Below are 17,225 nucleotides of genomic sequence, written 5' to 3'. Positions count from 1 at the left end.
ATTGATGTCACTCAAAGCTAACCTCAAAACAAAACTTCAAAAGCTTATTCGATTTTGACCTGGCTCCGGATTTAAATAGCCAAGCCTTACGGTGAAATGGCAATTTAATGATCTGGCGAGGGTTGCCAGGGGGAAGATTTCCCCCTGACACATTCACCGTTAGCGGGTTTGCAATGCAGGTAAATCATCTATGCGAACGGAATAATCACCGTCCGGCCATAGGCGGTGGAATAGCGTCATGCCAACTTAGGAAATGTCGCCACCTTCTTTCCCATCTCAAACTCCTCATTCCGTGGAGCAACCTGCTTCAAGTCCTCTATAAACCGCTTCTGCCAGTGGTGAATATCATTCTTCTCAATCACCGTCATCATTTCGCTATGGCGTGATATCCGTTCGGCTAAAGGCATAGTTAACGCGCGATCCAGGGCTGCGGCAACGTCGTCACGGTCGTAAGGATTAACAATGAGTGCGGAGGATAATTCGTTTGCGGCACCGGCGAATTTCGACAACACCAGCACACCCGGATTAGCAGGGTCCTGAGCCGCGACATACTCTTTTGCCACCAGATTCATCCCATCACGCAGTGGAGTCACTAAGCCAACATCCGCATGGCGGAATACTTTCATTACCAGCTTGCGGTCAAAATGTTGATTCAAATAGTATAGCGGTGTCCAGCCCAACTGACCGTACTTACCATTGATGCGCCCCGCTTCAGTTTCCAACTGATGACGAATATCCTGATACGCCTGCACATCGCCACGCGAAGTGGGTGCAATTTGCGTATAACGGATTTTCCCGTGGTGCTGGGGATAATTTTCCAGTAGCGCTTCAAAAGCGAGAAACCGTTCAGGCAATCCTTTGGAATAATCCAGTCGCTCAACCGAAAAGATGTTTTTGATACTCCCCAATTCCGCTTTAAGCTGCGCCAACTTCGGCGGCAGCGGACCCTGAGCGCTCTTTTTGATTTCTTCTGGTTCGATACCTATCGGATATACTTCCGTGCGAAACGTATTGCCATACGCCTGATGCTGGTTTTTATCCAGGCTATCAAGCCGCGTCTGACTTGCCACACAATCCAGGAATGCCTGGCGATCGTTTTCCGTCTGAAAACCCAGTAAATCGTACTCACACAACGCTTCAAGTAACTCCTCATGCGGCGGGAGCGCGTTAAATACTTCTGGCGTTGGGAATGGAATATGTAAGAAAAAACCGATGCGGTGATTTAGCCCTTGTTTGCGACAATCTGCAGCGAAGGGCAGCAGATGGTAGTCATGTACCCATAAGACATCGTCTTTTTCCAACAATGGCTTAAGCTTGCTCGCAAGCATGGTATTAACCCGTTGATAGCCTTCCCAGGCTTCACGCTGATAATCGACCAGGTCCAGACGATAGTGAAACGCCGGCCAAAGGACAGCGTTGGAAAATTGCAGATAATAGCTTTCGTAGTCTTCTTTGCTGAGATTGAAAGAAGCCCAGGTGATGTTGCCCCGTTTAGTCTTTTGTAATGCAGCATCGGGGTCACCGACCTCTCCACTCCAGCCAAACCACAGCCCTCCGGCCGTCTTTAAAGCCCCCAAAATCCCCACAGCCAAGCCACCTGCACCGCCTTTCTTATCGTCCGGTGGCGCAATGCGATTAGAGACTACCACTAAGCGACTCATAATCTTCTCCCCGTAAAATATCTGACTTTTGTTGTTCTATGTGTTGCGTTAATTTGCCAAGCCAGTGATAAACCATGCGCACGTTTGCCAGTCGGAAGTTAGCAATCGTGTCGCCATTTCCCACTTTAATGGTCACCCCTCCAAGGGCGTTAACCTGTTTGAACCCTGCTTCATCTGTTAAATCATCACCAATAAAAATCGGTGTGCGGCCCGCAAAGGGTGCTTCCTGCATAAATGCGCGAATAGCAGCACCTTTATCGATGCCCAAAGGTTTCAACTCCACGACACATTTCCCCGGTTGCAACGCCAGTTCAGGAAAGTGCAGTGTCATTTGCTGTGCCAATTCAAAAATAGCCTCTTCTGCTTCGGGCGCCTGGCGGTAATGCAGCGCAAAAGCCATCCCTTTAGCTTCAAGTTCAGTACCTGGAAGCTGTAAAAGCGCATTGCTTAAATGCTGATGTAATGCGGCTACTACCGGTTCAGGGAGCGTCACTACATGGGTTTTATCATTGATATCACGGCGTTCTGCCCCATGCACACCCGCGAGTGGGAAGTGAAAGGGAGTGGCGAGCTTATCTAGCTCAGTCATTGAGCGCCCTGAAATCAATGCCAACGCCCCACCACTCATGAGCGACATTTTTTGCAGCAATGTGCGCACCGCAGCGGGAATATAAACCTGGTCCGGGTGCGGTTTGATTTCTGCAAGCGTGCCATCGAGGTCGAAGAAAAAGGCAAGGTTTCCTGAAAGTAGAGGCGGTACAGATGCAACTTCAGCCACCAGCGGCTCCTCCTTACATAGTTAGTATTACTACCGTAACGGTAGATTATGATTAGCCATGTAAGTATAGACAGGGTGACGGGTGTCGCAATTTTCCAGGATAAATCGCCAGGCCGCATATGGCCTGGCGTTTCGGTATGGCAGGTGTCAGAAGAAGCTTGCGATAAGTCCTGAAATAGCCACAAGACCCATAACCGTAACGAAGATATTGCTCACTTTGCCACGGAATTTCGCCAGCGCAGGAATTTTGTGGATAGCATACATCGGCATGATAAACAGGATCATCGCGATGATTGGGCCGCCCAGAGATTCGATCATGCCAAGGATGCTTGGATTAAGTGTTGCCACCAACCACAGGCTCAGCAGGAAGAACAGAGCGATAGCTTTATTCAGCTTGCGGTCATCAAAACGCTTGCCGTTGTGGCGGGCAATTTTTTTCACCAGTCCGTGCAGACCTTCACGTGCTCCCAGGTAGTGACCGAAGAAGGAGCTGGAAATTGCCAGAATTGCTACCAGTGGGCCAAAGATGGAGATCAGCGGATTATCGAATTTGTTAGCAAGGAAGCTCAGCATTGAAATATTTTGCTGTTTTGCTGCCATCAAATCTGCCGGCGTTACACTTAGCACGCAGCTGAAGACAAACAACATAACAAACGCCAGCAGAATGGTGGATGTTTTGCGCAGCGTCTGGCTGGCTTTTTCATCTGCCTGGTTGCCATATTCACGACGCTGAGACAACGCAAATGAGGAGATAGCCGGTGAGTGGTTAAAAGCAAAGACCAACACCGGAATAGTCAGCCACATAGTTGTAGTGAAATCTAGCGCAGTAGGTACTTGGGAAAGAGCGGCCGTGTTCCAGTGTGGAATCAAATATAAAGAGAGGAACAGCAGGATGCCGACTAACGGGTAAACCATCAGCTCGGTAATTTTCAGCATCACACGTTCACTCGTCAGCATCACCGCCATCAGCGCGACAATCAGCACAATCGACAAAATCACACGCGGTGGTGAAGCCATTCCCAGTTGGTTGACCATTAGCGAATCAATGGTGTTGGTGATACCAACGCCGTAAATCAACAGAATTGGGTAGATTGCGAAGAAGTACAGCAGAGTAATTAAGATGCCCGCTTTAGCTCCGAAGTGTTCTTCCACAACTTCGGTGATATCGCTGCCAGGGTTTCGTGATGATAAGACAAAACGAGCAAGCCCGCGGTGAGCAAGCCAGGTCATTGGCCCAACGATAACCGCCAGTGCCACTAACGGCCAGAATCCGCCCATCCCTGCGTTGATCGGGAGAAATAACACCCCTGCCCCAACCGCCGTACCAAAAAGGCTAAGAACCCAGGTCGTGTCAAACTTACGATTCCCGGGAACATGCACTTTACTACTGGTGTAATTAACATCACTGCTCATTGGCTCATCTCCTTGAGGCCGAATTCAGGCTGCCAACTCTACTTTAGCCGCGTGATTGTTACAGTGATTCATATCCTGGTTTGAATTAGTTTATGGCGGGAAATACTAACAATCTAATCAATATCACATTTAAACACTGGATATATTATCTGCGTAAAAATTAAACAATGTTGATGACAAAAAAAATGGTGGATGTCGCTTTCGCTAATCCACCCCCAAAAAAGAACTCACACCCTTTACCGCTACAATGTATTCCCACTACCCGAAATCAGCGCAGCAGAACCAAGCCGTTAAACCGTACGTTTTGCTTTCTGTTTGTAGCGGTCGAAGATGACAGCAGCAAGCAGAATCAAGCCACGCACCACATATTGCGAGAAAGGCGAAATGTTCAGCAGGTTCATGGCATTTTCCACGGTGCCAAGAATCAAAATCCCGGCAATCACGTAGGAAATTTTGCCAATCCCACCTTTGAGTGATACCCCACCCAACACGCAGGCTGAAATTACAATCAACTCGTAACCAATAGACGTCATTGGCTGACCACTGGTCATACGCGAAGCAAGGATAATCCCTGCTGCTGCCGACACTAATCCCGAGAGAATAAAGATGATGATTTTAGTGCGCACCACTGGCACACCCGCCAGACGTGCCGCTTCTTCGTTGCCACCAATCGCCAATGTGTTACGGCCAAAGGTCGTTTTGTTGAGCAGGAAACCAAAGATTATCAGACACGCAACGGTCAGCCAGATGGGTGCAGGCAGCCCTAACCAGTTGGCGTAACCCAGTGCAAAGAAGCGTTCATCCTCGATGCCCACCGCTTTACCATCAGAAATAATGTATGCGAGGCCGCGTACAATTTGCATGGTGGCAAGCGTGGTGATAAGTGCGTTGATTTTTAGTTTTGCAATAACAAAACCGTTCACCAGGCCGCATAACACACCGAGCAACAGCCCTGCCGCCACACCAATCCACAGGCTTTCTGTCATGTTGATGACTACCGCCGTGGTGACCCCGGCACATGCAATCACCGACGCAACGGACAAATCGAAATCACCAGATGCCAGGCAGAACAACATGCCACAAGCCACCATTCCCGACATTGAGATGGCAAGCCCTAATCCCTTCATATTCACGAAAGAAGAGAAATTCGGTACAAAAATAGCACAGGCAATAAACAGAACGGCGAACACCACCAGCATGCCGTAGTTATCCCAGATACGCCCAAGACTCAGGGACGACTTCTTATTGCTGTCACCTGATGTAGTTAATGCAGACATTTTTATCTCCTTACTCATGCGGCAGACGCACTGGTTTTTGGCATTGCCAGACTTAATGCTTGTTGCTCATTGGTTTCGCCATGCAGCAATTCACCGGCTATTTCCCCTTCGCGCATCACGATAATGCGGTCCGCAAGGCCAAGCACTTCGGGCAGATCGCTTGATGCAAACAGCACAGCTACACCTTGTGCAGCAAGGGCATAAATCACGTTATAGATTTCGTATTTTGCCCCAACATCAATGCCGCGCGTTGGCTCATCAAGTAAAATCACTTTCATCTCCTCCGACAGCCAGCGCCCTAAAATCGCTTTTTGCTGGTTGCCACCGGAGAGGTTCATGATCAGCTGCTCAGCTGAAGGAGTTTTAATGTTCAGCGAACGGATATGCGAGGCGGCATTGTCTGTTTCCCAGCGGTTGTTTATCAGACAACCGGCGCTAATATGCTTACGCCGCGCACTAATATTGATATTGTCACGCACCGAATGCACCGGAATAATGCCGTCAGCTTTGCGGTCTTCCGGGCACAGCATCATGCCGGCACGAATCGCATCAGCGGGCTTATTAATATTGATAACCTCGCCATCAATTAATACTTTGCCATCGGTGATGCGCGTACCGCCAAACATGCCTTTCATCAGTTCACTCCGACCGGCACCGACCAGACCAAACAGACCGACAATTTCACCACTACGCACTGAAAGCGAAATAGGTGTTCGTACACCAGGGGCTTTTACACCATCAAGGCGTAAACGCTCAGCCCCATGTTCACGAGGTTTCCAGCCATAGACATCACCAAGATCGCGCCCGACCATCGCCTGCACCAGCGAGTCATGACTGACTTGCTTCATATCATCAAAGGTGCGCACGTAGCGCCCGTCTTTAAACACGGTGATGGCATCACTGAGCGCAAAGATTTCCTCCATACGATGCGAGACGTAGAGGATCACGCGGCCTTCGGCGCGTAACTCACGGATGACGCGAAACAGGTTGTCGATTTCACGACGGGAGAGAGAACTGGTCGGTTCATCAAAGGCGATCACTTTCGCATTACGCGCCAGCGCCTTAGCTATTTCGACCATCTGCCATTGGCCGATGGATAAATATTTGAGCGGAGTGCTTGGGTCAATATCCAGCCCGAGATGCTCAAGCTGTAACTTTGCTTCGTAATTCAGTAAAGAGCGGTTCACAAACCCCGCTTTATGAGGTAGCTGTCCGAGGTAAATATTCTCTGCCACCGACATTTCCGGCACCAGATGAAGCTCCTGATAAATAATCGCGACTCCGGCATTAAGCGCCGCTGGAGTGTCGGCAAAAGCCACTTCCTCACCGCGCAGGGCAATACAGCCTTGAGTTGGAGCATAATTGCCACTCAAAATTTTCAGCAGCGTTGATTTCCCTGCGCCATTCTCCCCCATTAGTGCGTGAACTTGCCCGGCATAGCAGTCGAAACTGATGTCCTGTAAGGCTTTCACGCCGGGGAAAGTTTTGCCTATACCACGAAAAGAGAGATACGGTGTCTCATGTTGCATGACATACCCCAATGTTGAAGGGCGGATGGGCATAAACCTCATCCGCCAAAGAGATTACTTACCGCCGAGGCCTTTTTTAGCCAGCTCTTCTTTAAAGTTGTCGCGAGTGATCAGTACCACGTCGGTAACTTCAGTGAACTTCGGTGGCTCTGCACCTTTGGTGACCCAGTTGTAGAGCATTTCGCTACTTTTATAGCCGTGTACATCCGGGCTTGGGAGCAAAGATCCGTAGAAACCAGTGGCATTAGCTTTCGACAGTTCACTTACGGCATCCACACCATTAATACCTACACCAATAACATCCGGCGCTTTAAAGCCCTGCCCTTCAGTGGCACGCACGCCACCCAGCACGGTGTTGTCGTTCATGCCAACAATTAGCCAGTGTTTCACTTCAGGGTGTTGAACCAACATGGAGTTAGCGGCATCGAAAGCCCCAGGGATGTCGTTAGATTTGGTCGGGACTTTGTAGATTTGTTTTTCTGGGAAACCAGCTGCTTTCAGAGCTTCCATTGAACCAGAAGTACGGCGGCGGGCAGTATCGAGCTCGTCAGACGTAATCGCCATAACTGCGGATTCTTTCACGTCCCAACCGCGTTTTTGCATCTCTTTGTAGAGCTCTTGCCCCTGGCGTTCACCGATTTTGGTCGCCGCCATCATCACTAATGGCACGGTGTCCATTGGCTTGCCTTTCGCGTTGACGAACTGGTCATCAACGGCAATGACTTTCATGTCGTAGCTTTTGGCTTTCGCCACAATTGCCGAACCCAGTTTTGGATCCGGAGTACAAATCACAAAGCCTTTCGCGCCGCTGGCGGCCAGGCTATCAATAGCATTAAGGGTTTTTTCGCCGTCGGGAACGGCAATTTTAATCACTTCAAAGCCAAGATCTTTCCCGGCTTTATCAGCAAATTTCCATTCGGTCTGGAACCATGGTTCTTCCGGTTGCTTCACCAGGAAACCCAGCTTCATTGTTTCTGCGATAGCGGATTGTGACATAATTGCAGCAATGCCAATTGCCGCTAGCGCTTTAGTAAATTTGTGCATGGTATTCTCCAGCTCGATTTTATTTTCTGTAGGGTAAGGTTTAGTTAAAACAAGCCATTAGCCGTATGAGCTTTTTGCTTCTGGGCTGGAGATAGTTGTAGCGGGAAATTAATAGTCCATAAGAGAGCGCAATCACATGGCAGAAATACAGTTAGACCGTGCATGTATTCAGCAATAAAAGACATAAAAATAGGGGTTTATGTCGGACAAATGAAATATGCGTTAGCAGGTTTATCCATAAATTCAGCGCTAAGGTGGATAAGCTGATTTATCTGAATAAAGATTGAGGAAGACGGGTAAGTATTGCGCTCACCCGCCGGTCTTTCTGATCATTACCATTGATAATAGATATGTTCCGCGTGATCACGCGCAGGGGCTTCGTCGCCTTCAAGGCGCGCGGCAATGGTCAGGGCAAAATCGAATACTTTTCCCAGCCCTCTGCCGCTTATCAAATTGCCATCTTCGACTACGTCAGCATCAACATATTCACCATCCGTCACCTGCTGCCACAAATCCCCAGAACAGACGTAGCGGCGACCTTTAAGCAAACCGTTACCACCCAGGACGCGTGCCGCAGCAGAGCAAATCGGGCAGATTAATTTGCCAAGATCGTCATGACGACGCACGAAAGCAATCACGTTAGCGTTTTGGGCCAGAAAGACACTGCCGTCTGGGCCGCCAGGCAGCACAACGGCATCGAATGTTTCATCAAAACATTCACTCAGCGTAGCGTCTGCCACCATCGGAATATCGTGGTAACTCACCACCGCACGGGTATCGACGCAAGAAAGTGTGCGCACTTCTATTTTAAGGCGACGCAGAATATCAATAGTAACAATGGCTTCGGCTTCTTCAAAACCTGGTGCCAGCAAAACTGCAACGGTTTTCATCATCACTCTCCATGTTGCCCCCGCAATATGACGGGGGCGATAAACTTACCAGTAGAGACTCCACACTTGGCGCACACGTGCCAGCGCTTCCAGGTAGAAATAGTCTCCCCAACTGCAACATTCATCCACCCCTTTGCCGCTCGCCATGTGGTAGACCGAGTGTTTCAGCAGACCTTCACATGGCTCATCGTCACGCGCCAGATAGTTATCGGTCAGCGACTGGATAATACGCAGCGCCATCTCTTCGTAGTGGGCGCGATGTTCGTCCAGCACCGGCAGTACTTTCACTAACTCCAGCAGGCCACAGGCAGTAATCGCGGCAGCTGAACTGTCGCGCACCGCATCGGTGCCCAGCAATGCCAGATCCCAGTGGCACACGTCATCTTCCGGGAGGCGGTTGATAAAGTAATGCGCCAGGCTGCGGGTGAGATCCACCATGCTCTTGTCGCCGGTATACAAATACGTGAGCAAGAAACCGTAGATGCCCCACGCCTGCCCGCGCGACCAGCATGAGCTGTCGCTGTAACCCTGATGCGTATTGCCAAACCGCGGCTCGCCGGTTTTTACATCCATATAGTAAGTATGGAATGTAGAAGCGTCCGGGCGAACAATGTACTTCGCCGCCTGATCCGCGTGTGCCGTAGCGGCCTGCGCGTAGCGTTCGTCGCCCGTTTGCTGGCTTGCCCAATAAAGCAGCGGAAGGTTCATATTACAGTCAATAATCATCCTTCCCTGTTGTTCTGGATCATTCAAATCGCCCCACGCCTGAATGATTTTTGCCACCGGGTTAAAACGCTCCATCAGAATATCCGCCGCTTGCAGCGCGGTCTGGCGGGCGGTTTCATTGCCGGTTAAACGCCAGGCGTTAACGCACGACAACGTGTAAAGGAAGCCCAAATCGTGGGTAGCGGTTTCGATGCGCTTGTCTAAACGCTGTTTAAAAGAAGGCAGATAACGCTCTGCCGCCTGGCGATATTTTTCATCGCCGGTCATCTCCCATGCCAGCCACAGTTGCCCTGGCCAGAAACTGGTGGTCCACTCATTATTCTCCGAAGGTTTCCATTTGCCGCCTTCGCAGGCTTCGTTAGGGAATTTGTCTCCTACGGCAACAATGGTCTTATCCAGCTTTGTAGTGACACTTTGCAAAGCCGCATCCAGCTTGCGTTTCAGGGCCAGGCGGTCTACTTGATGCAATTCAATAGGGCGCAGTGGCTCGGTCACAACTTTTTCAGTGACTACAGAACGGGTCATAACGTCTCCTTAATTAATGTTTTACCGGTTCGACCGGTGAAGTGTCTAAAGCGGGTGAGAATGTCTGAGATTCAGCGCGTTTTGACTGGCAACGCGAGAGTGTGAAAGCGGAAATCAGGGTGAAGACCAGCGCGCAGCAGCCCATCATTAAGTAGGTGTGTGCGAAGCCGATTTTGTCGTACAGATAGCCTGCAGGCGGTGCCACTACTACCGAGCCGACATAAATCATCGCCTGATAACCCAGCAGATACATGGTGGCGTTGACCTTCTGGTGGAAATGCTCGGCGATGTACTTGAACACGGAGATCAGCAGCAGGGCAATTTCGACGCCGTAGAACGGTTTGATAATGGAAATCACCAGCGGATCGGTGGTCAGGCCGGACGCTATCAGGCGCAAACCGACGACGCAGCCGCAGAGCAACAACCCTTTTTTGGCACCGTAATGGTTTACCAGCACCGGGATGAACATCATCATCACGAATTCCATGCCGGACTGCAGCGTGCTGAGGTAGCCGTACCAGGCGTTGCCCTGCTCTTTGGTATCGAAGAAAGAGACGAAGTAGCGTGGGAATTGCTGTTCAGCAACAAACATCATCCATGCCACGCCTGCGACATACAGGCTGAACATCCAGAACTTACGATTTTTCAGCAGCATCAGAACATCGGAAAAGACGATTTTATTCGCTGAAATCACATTGTTATTGCGCAGTTGTTCATCGCCAATTTTCAGGCTGATCAGCACCAGCAACATCAATACGGAGGTCGTGCTGCTGACAAGGAAGTTTGCCAGCGGCGTGTAGTTGAACAGCAGGCCGGAAACCGACGCCGCCATTGCCCAACCGAGCGATCCCCACATGCGAATGCGCCCAAATTCCAGACCATACAATCGGCTAAATCGGTCGGCATAAGATTCAGAAGCCGCAACACCTGCGTACCAGCCGAGGCTCAGGTAAAAAGCACCGATCACAATACCAATCGTGGTATGCGTCAGCAGCAACGGTTGATACACCGTGACAAAGAACGGGGCCATGAAGGCCGAGATAGCGCAGACAAAATAGAGCAGCCACTTGCTCATACCAATTTTGTCCATGATGTAGCCGTAGACCGGCTTCATCACCACGGCGAACACGCCGTTAATCGCAAAAACGCTGCCGATGGTAATGCTGTCTAACCCTACTTTTTGGCTCAACCACAGGGCATATAACCCGAAGCTTGAGGACCAGGTGAAAAAGTAGAGAAAGATAAACGTGCTCATTTTTATTTGAGCGGTACGCGTTGGTGTTGAACTATTCATTCATGGTTCTCCAGAAACAAGACGTGTTTTTGGTGGTGGCCCATCACCAGGCGTACAGCGCCCTCGCTGATAATGGCTTGCGGGCAAGCGTGTTCATCAAAGCCGTCGCAATCCCCTGCCCAAACGGCGCTGATTAAGAGATGCGTTCCTGCGTTTAATTCACCGCGCAGCAGCGGAATGGCAGCGCGTTCGGCGAACAATAAGTTGCTGTTTGGTGGAGTTAAAACCTGCTCCCCGTTCCGCGGTTGCGGGCTTAAACAGGTGATAGCGCTGGTATCGGTAGCCGTTTTGAGAACGCTGTTTGCCAACGAGAGATCGGCGTGCGGCAGCGGGCGATTGGGCAAACTAAAACCGCCTTCGGCACAGTCCAAATCACGCGAGGTTTTGATGTGATGCACCCGTACCTGCCAGTCGCCAAGCGGCACCAGCCAGGTGTCGATAATGACGTCATTCCACGGCAGCCAGCGGCTATAAATCATGCCGTCGGCGGTGGTGACGTGCTGGCATTCGCGACGTCCACGCCAATAGTTATCTTTCTCGGATAGCAGCAACATCGAGTCAGGTGCCGCATGGTTCAGCCCGTAGCGCCCGCGTTCAATGGTGAAACCGTAACGTGTGGAATAGGCAAATTTGCAGTATTTAGCTTCGGTATTAACGAAGTTATTTAGCTCAAGCTGCCCGGATGTCAGCATCCATAAGTGGTTATCCTGATGAACCAGAATTTGCGCAGCGTGGGGAATGCTGTGTTCTGCTTCACGGACGGGTAGCGGTAATTCTTGCGCCTGCCAGAAGGCATCGTTTTCACCTAACGCCAGCACCAGCATGGTTTTCAGCCCCCAATACGGCGAACCCGGCGCGTTGTAATCTTCCGCCATAATCAGGTTGGGATAGCTGTAGCCCACGCTCAGCACGCCATCGCGGTCAAACAGCGGCTGTTGCAACCACCAGCGTAAATGGCGCAGAACGATGCCTTTCACCACGCCCGGTTCGTAAACCTCAAGCCCGGCAAAAGCAGCGGCACTCCAGAATGCGGCTTGCGCAAAGCGATAAGTGAGGCTGCGACCGAACGGAATGGCCGCACCGTCATCCGCGAAGAAATGGATAAAATCGACGGCAAATTCCGTAGCGCGCTGGAGCAATTTTTGGCAGCGCTGCGGGTCAACATCGGCCATTAATTTGGAATAGATAAGCCCGTAGAAATGGAAGCCCATCGAAATATAGTAATCACGTGGGCGACCTGGGCCATCGGAATACCAGCCGTCGCCGAGGTAATAATGCTCCATGGCGGCGAAATGCTTTTCCAACGTATCGGCATTGTTCGGCATCCCGCAGTGGTGGAAACCGACCTGCACCAGAATCGGGAAGAAATGCCAGTTGTTATCCGGGATATCGTGGTCTTCACTCTGCTTTAGCCATTGCCAGAGATGGTATTTCTCCTGCTCGTTAAAGTGCGCCAGCAGCGGTTTATGCGCTACAGCCAGCATTAATCCGTAGGCCGCCATTTCCACAATGCGCTGATCGTAAGGAGCCACTTCGCCCCAATATTCTGCGTGGTCAGGATTAGTACCGTTTTTTATTGCCTGGATATAAAAAGAGAGTTGCTCCGGCTCGTACCCTCCCGCCAAAAGTGGCGTCACGCCCCATAACAAGCGCGAGAAAGTTTCCATATTGGCAATTTTTTGCCCGTAATGGGCAGTGAAATTTGCCAGGTCGACACCACTGGCCTCTTTTTTAAAGAATGGCGAAACGGCATTCAATAATTCATTCACCAGTTTATGCAGATCATCCCTGCATTTTAGAGGGTTGTTCAGGGTAATATGTTCAGGTTGCACAATGTCCTCCCGCCAGACACGAGAATAATCTAAGTTATTGTTATTCATAATTTGTGCACGCTGGTTCAGCGCGTTGATGCAAAGAGTAGTCGCTTTTATTCCTGGCTCAGAGTGAGCCGCATCACAAAACTAAACCGTTATTTCACTTTCACTGGATTTTTCTAAATCGAAGGGCAATAAATTACAAATCATGGCGTAAAAACTTAAAATTATTGTCCTGGAGGGGAAATGAGCGAACAGCAATTTATGGAGCGGATTACGCTTGATAGCCAGGTTATCTCATTTCATCGTCTGCGAGCCTCCAGCGCGCAATATTATCACTGGCATCAGTGTGTCGAGTTTTTATATATTTCAAAAGGATATGGCATTGTGGTGGTCGATAATCAGCATTACACCGCACGGCCTGGGCGCTTATTTATCTTCCCGCCCTTCCGTTTGCATAAGGTTCATGTCGATGCCAATGACAAAAACCAGTATCACCGCACAACCATGCACATTGAACACTCTTCTGTTATCAGTACATTGCATGGTTTTCCACGCCAGCAGGCTCAATTTTCAGCCCTCGCCGCCAGCAACGTCCCGGCACAAATTTACGATTTAAGTGAGCAGGCCAGCTACATGGAAGTGATTCTCGAGCAGTTCGACAAACTCGACCCCACGGAGCACTCCACCGCCAGCGATGTTGCGTTTATGGTGATGCAAATTATGGCCTTCCTGCCCGCTCAACCGCAGCTATTGATCCCGCAACAACAGACTGTTGCATCCCGTATCATGCAGTGGGTTGAGAGTAACTATAGTGAGAAGTTTTCTCTGGATGAGTTGGCGCAATCCATTGGTTTATCACGCAGCTATACCTCCAGGATTTTTCGTCAACAAACAGGCGGCAGTATTCATGAGTATTTGCTGACGCGGCGCATAAAGAAAAGTTGTGATCTATTGCGCACTTCACCATTAAGCATTGAAGCTATCGCCCTGGAGGTAGGGTTTATAGAAGTTACCTACTTCATCACCTGTTTTAAAAAAATGATGTCCCAGACACCATTGCAGTATCGTAAACGGTCACGGGCTCATTCAACTGAAGGGCTCAAAATATGATCTGACACAATAAACCACCTCATAGTGGATTAATTATTAGTGTTGAATCACAGTTTTTGTCATTTCATTTAAATTATTTAAAATAGACAAATAAGGAGGTAATTATTTAATTAGTCTTTTTTAATATTTCCTGTTGAATAACTTTGTAAATAAGAATGAAACGCCAGAATCAACTGTTTTATTGATAACCCTAAAGGGGTATTATTTTTTACAACGCAGTCAGGACGCGGATTCACAGGACATGACATGGATACAATTTTATTGTTTTATCTCTATACCCGTCATATTTCATGCAATACAAAATTCTAATCCTAACCCGATGTTCCGGCTAAATAAGGAAATTATCATGGCAACTTCCGGCATGGTTCAAAGTCTTAACTTACAGATAAATCGTGATTTTTATTCCTCAAATCTGTATTTACAGTTGAGCCACTGGTGCTCAGAAAAGAGTTTAACGGGCACGGCTAATTTTTTAAGAAACCAGGCTCAATGTAATGTTACGCAGATGATGCGTATATTTAATTTTATGAAACAAGCGGGCGGCACTCCCATTGTAAGGGCGATTGAAGCGCCACAAAGCGAATGTGACTCTTTAGAAACACTATTTGAAAAAACAGTTGAAGATTATCAGCAGCGCTGCGCCACACTGACTAAATTGACCGTTGAAGCAACAGCATTGAAAGATTTTTCAACCCTCACGTTCCTGAAAACTATGGATCAGGAACAACAAGACGAAGGCCTGTTGCTCAACACTATTCTTGAAGAAGTACGTAGTGCTCATAAAGCCGGATTGTGTATGAGCCAAACAGATGAGCACCTGACAAATTTAGTGAATCATCAACAACACTGAGTCTCATTGTGTCGGGTAATACAGCGTTTATTACCCGAGCGACAATAAATGTTGCTGGCGCTAATCCGCCTTAGTCATGCACACCACATCAACTGTTCACGTAAACTGAGCGTGTCTTCCGGGAAACTAGCCAGCACGACTTTATAACGTGCCGTCTCTTTTGGATATCCCCGCATGGATTGCAGTAACAGCCGCAACGCGCTGTCCCAGACGATGCCCTGCAAATCACTATATGGCCACAAATCGGGGTCTGCGATAAATGGCATCAGATAATCGATACCAAGCTTCACGCTCCTGCCATCTTGTACGGCATTCCAGCGGTCAAATTCGACATGTTCCGCATAACGATTAAGCAGCAGATGGGCTTCAAGGTTAAATAAGGAGTAATGGAATGGCACCGGACGTTCCAGCTCCATCGTCTGTTTACCTTCCTGATCGATTTGCGCCGCCATTCGTTGGGTAATGCCCTGCTGAATAATGCGTGCCACCAGCCCTTTGTCGCCATAAAACAGCGCATTAGCGACACGTTGCGCATCATACCAGGTGCCGTGGTTGTTATGCCACACGTATTCAGAATGACCCACATCGCTGTAAAACATCCAATGGTTGAAGTCCCGGAACCATTGGTGCAAACCAATAATGTCATCGGTATCCAGTACCCCCGCAGGGCTAATCAAACCAATAGTATCAATCACCATCCATAACAGGCGTGTATCGATTAGCCCGGTACCGCGCCCGGAAACAATACCGGGGATCGCCTGGCCATAGTTCAGATGCGGGTTCATACGCGTTTGTTCGTCAAGGAACCAGCACTTGATTTGCTCTGCTGCAGCCTGGGCATATTTACGATGCCCGGTAAAATACCAGGCCAGCCCAAGCGTCAAACAGCGTTCGCACATGCGGATGATGCGCGTGGTGTCCGTGTCATTATTCTGGCATTGCGGATTAGTATGTCCGTCACGGCGAATATATGGCAGGCCATTTGGCCTGCGCGGATTAGGCCACCAGTACGTCCCCAGACTGTAATAATCATGAGGATCACCGCTCACCGGGCGTAATTTCTTATGCACTACACTTTCCGGTGGCTGCCCGCGAAGTTTATCCGCTTCGCTAACCAGACGGCCCAGCGCCAACTGCAAAGGAGAAAAAGGCTGCTCCAGGCCACGGCGGGCATTCTCAAGACACGTCTCATCCAGGGTGTACAACTTCATCTATCACTCCTTAATGGCAAGCTACTCGTTGCCCGCTTTCGGCATCAAATATATGAATACCGGTCAGTTTGGGTTGTAGCCATACCGTTTCACCTTCCTGAACATTTAAGCGTTGCTTAAACACCGAGGTAAATGAACCGCCTCCAGTGTTGCAGAACAATTGCATATCAGAACCGGTGTTTTCGATGGCGGTAATGGTCGCTTTTAGTGCCCCATTACCCTCGCCTTCTTCCACAACATTGACCTGTTCCGGGCGAATAGCATAAACCACTGTCTGTTGCGGTTTTACCTGCATACCCGGCGGCAAGCTTAGCAGGGAGCCATCGGCGAGGCGCAGCATCATTTCACCATTTTGTAGCGTGACCTCACCTTTTAACTGATTGATTTCAGGAGAACCGATGAATCCTGCCACGAATAGATTTGCCGGACGGTCATACAACTCCAGCGGGCTACCAACCTGCTCAATACGCCCTTCACGCAACACCACAATCATCTGTCCCATCGTCATGGCTTCAATTTGATCGTGAGTCACATACACCGATGTCGTTTTCAGGCGGCGGTGCAATTCGCGGATTTCCCCACGCACCTGGGTGCGGAGTTTTGCGTCGAGGTTTGAGAGTGGTTCGTCGAACAAAAACACCTGTGGATTGCGTACAATCGCACGCCCCATTGCTACACGCTGGCGCTGGCCACCCGAAAGATCTTTTGGCAAACGGTCGAGTAAGACACCTAAACCCAGAAGATCGGCTGCGGCCTCAACTTTACGGCTGATTTCTGCTTTTGGCAGCTTCGCCATTTTTAACGCGAAGCCCATGTTTTCGCGCACGGTCATCTGCGGATAAAGTGCGTAGCTCTGGAATACCATCGCAATATCACGCAGCTTCGGCTCAACGTCGGTCACATCTTTTTCGTTGATGGCCACCTCACCGCCCGTTATCTCTTCAAGTCCGGCAATCATGCGTAATAACGTTGATTTACCGCAGCCGCTTGGGCCCACCAGCACGCAAAACTCGCCGTCAGGGATAGTGAGAGAAACATCTTTAATGACATGTGCATCGCCATAAGATTTACAGACATTCTTCAGTACAACGGAACCCATG

The 17,225-nt window shown here is 49.5% G+C and carries 14 protein-coding genes; 2 read left to right on the top strand and 12 right to left on the bottom strand.

Going from position 1 to position 17,225, the window contains the following annotated elements; all coding sequences use genetic code 11:
• Positions 1-236 precede the first annotated feature (236 nt).
• The 10 genes from otsA to LVQ79_RS09860 all read right to left on the bottom strand — a co-directional run bounded on the left by otsA (position 237) and on the right by LVQ79_RS09860 (position 12,969).
• Entirely contained in the window at positions 237-1,661 is a 1,425-nt protein-coding gene (gene otsA, locus LVQ79_RS09905; RefSeq protein WP_232864792.1) for an alpha,alpha-trehalose-phosphate synthase, read from the bottom strand.
• Positions 1,636-2,439, bottom strand: coding sequence for a trehalose-phosphatase (otsB, locus tag LVQ79_RS09900; RefSeq protein ID WP_232864791.1), 804 nt, complete (start codon positions 2,437-2,439; stop codon positions 1,636-1,638). Before otsB ends, otsA begins: the two co-directional genes overlap by 26 nt.
• A gap of 147 nt (positions 2,440-2,586) precedes the next feature.
• The gene (locus LVQ79_RS09895; RefSeq protein WP_232864790.1) at positions 2,587-3,852 is read right to left on the bottom strand and encodes an HAAAP family serine/threonine permease; all 1,266 of its coding nucleotides are present in this window, start codon (positions 3,850-3,852) and stop codon (positions 2,587-2,589) included.
• Positions 3,853-4,142: 290 nt separating this feature from the next.
• Complete coding sequence (gene araH / locus LVQ79_RS09890; RefSeq protein ID WP_151994699.1) at positions 4,143-5,129, bottom strand: L-arabinose ABC transporter permease AraH; 987 nt, start codon at positions 5,127-5,129, stop codon at positions 4,143-4,145.
• Positions 5,130-5,143: 14 nt separating this feature from the next.
• Positions 5,144-6,658: an L-arabinose ABC transporter ATP-binding protein AraG gene (araG, locus tag LVQ79_RS09885; RefSeq protein WP_232864789.1), complete on the bottom strand. Its 1,515-nt coding sequence runs from the start codon at positions 6,656-6,658 to the stop codon at positions 5,144-5,146.
• Between the two features lie 54 nt (positions 6,659-6,712).
• Entirely contained in the window at positions 6,713-7,702 is a 990-nt protein-coding gene (locus LVQ79_RS09880; RefSeq protein ID WP_232864788.1) for an arabinose ABC transporter substrate-binding protein, read from the bottom strand.
• A gap of 332 nt (positions 7,703-8,034) precedes the next feature.
• Positions 8,035-8,592, bottom strand: a complete 558-nt coding sequence (locus tag LVQ79_RS09875) for a DJ-1 family glyoxalase III (RefSeq protein WP_232864969.1) — start codon at positions 8,590-8,592, stop codon at positions 8,035-8,037.
• A 45-nt stretch (positions 8,593-8,637) separates the two neighbouring features.
• Complete coding sequence (locus LVQ79_RS09870; protein ID WP_232864787.1) at positions 8,638-9,843, bottom strand: glycoside hydrolase family 88 protein; 1,206 nt, start codon at positions 9,841-9,843, stop codon at positions 8,638-8,640.
• Between the two features lie 13 nt (positions 9,844-9,856).
• Positions 9,857-11,137 carry an oligosaccharide MFS transporter gene (locus LVQ79_RS09865; RefSeq protein WP_232864786.1) on the bottom strand — a complete coding sequence of 427 codons (1,281 nt, stop codon included), beginning with the start codon at positions 11,135-11,137 and terminating at the stop codon, positions 9,857-9,859.
• Positions 11,134-12,969 carry a DUF2264 domain-containing protein gene (locus tag LVQ79_RS09860; RefSeq protein ID WP_232864785.1) on the bottom strand — a complete coding sequence of 612 codons (1,836 nt, stop codon included), beginning with the start codon at positions 12,967-12,969 and terminating at the stop codon, positions 11,134-11,136. The genes LVQ79_RS09865 and LVQ79_RS09860 overlap by 4 nt, the downstream gene beginning before the upstream one ends.
• 228 nt (positions 12,970-13,197) lie before the next feature.
• Between LVQ79_RS09860 and LVQ79_RS09855 the strand changes: the two genes are divergently transcribed.
• Together LVQ79_RS09855 and LVQ79_RS09850 are read left to right on the top strand one after the other, a co-directional pair.
• Positions 13,198-14,064 carry an AraC family transcriptional regulator gene (locus LVQ79_RS09855; protein ID WP_232864784.1) on the top strand — a complete coding sequence of 289 codons (867 nt, stop codon included), beginning with the start codon at positions 13,198-13,200 and terminating at the stop codon, positions 14,062-14,064.
• Between the two features lie 346 nt (positions 14,065-14,410).
• On the top strand, positions 14,411-14,914 hold the full coding sequence (locus LVQ79_RS09850; protein ID WP_232864783.1) for a non-heme ferritin-like protein: 504 nt from the start codon (positions 14,411-14,413) through the stop codon (positions 14,912-14,914).
• Positions 14,915-14,988: 74 nt separating this feature from the next.
• Here the strand turns inward: LVQ79_RS09850 and LVQ79_RS09845 are convergent, their stop codons facing one another.
• The gene (locus tag LVQ79_RS09845; RefSeq protein ID WP_232864782.1) at positions 14,989-16,125 is read right to left on the bottom strand and encodes an alginate lyase family protein; all 1,137 of its coding nucleotides are present in this window, start codon (positions 16,123-16,125) and stop codon (positions 14,989-14,991) included.
• 10 nt (positions 16,126-16,135) lie between these two features.
• Positions 16,136-17,224, bottom strand: a complete 1,089-nt coding sequence (locus tag LVQ79_RS09840) for an ABC transporter ATP-binding protein (protein ID WP_034455068.1) — start codon at positions 17,222-17,224, stop codon at positions 16,136-16,138.
• Position 17,225 lies beyond the last annotated feature (1 nt).

Source organism: Buttiauxella cochleicola (assembly GCF_021282405.1).
GTDB classification, from domain to species: domain Bacteria; phylum Pseudomonadota; class Gammaproteobacteria; order Enterobacterales; family Enterobacteriaceae; genus Buttiauxella; species Buttiauxella massiliensis.
The sequence above is the reverse complement of the archived record's forward strand: the minus strand, read 5'-3'. Positions and strand labels throughout refer to the sequence as shown.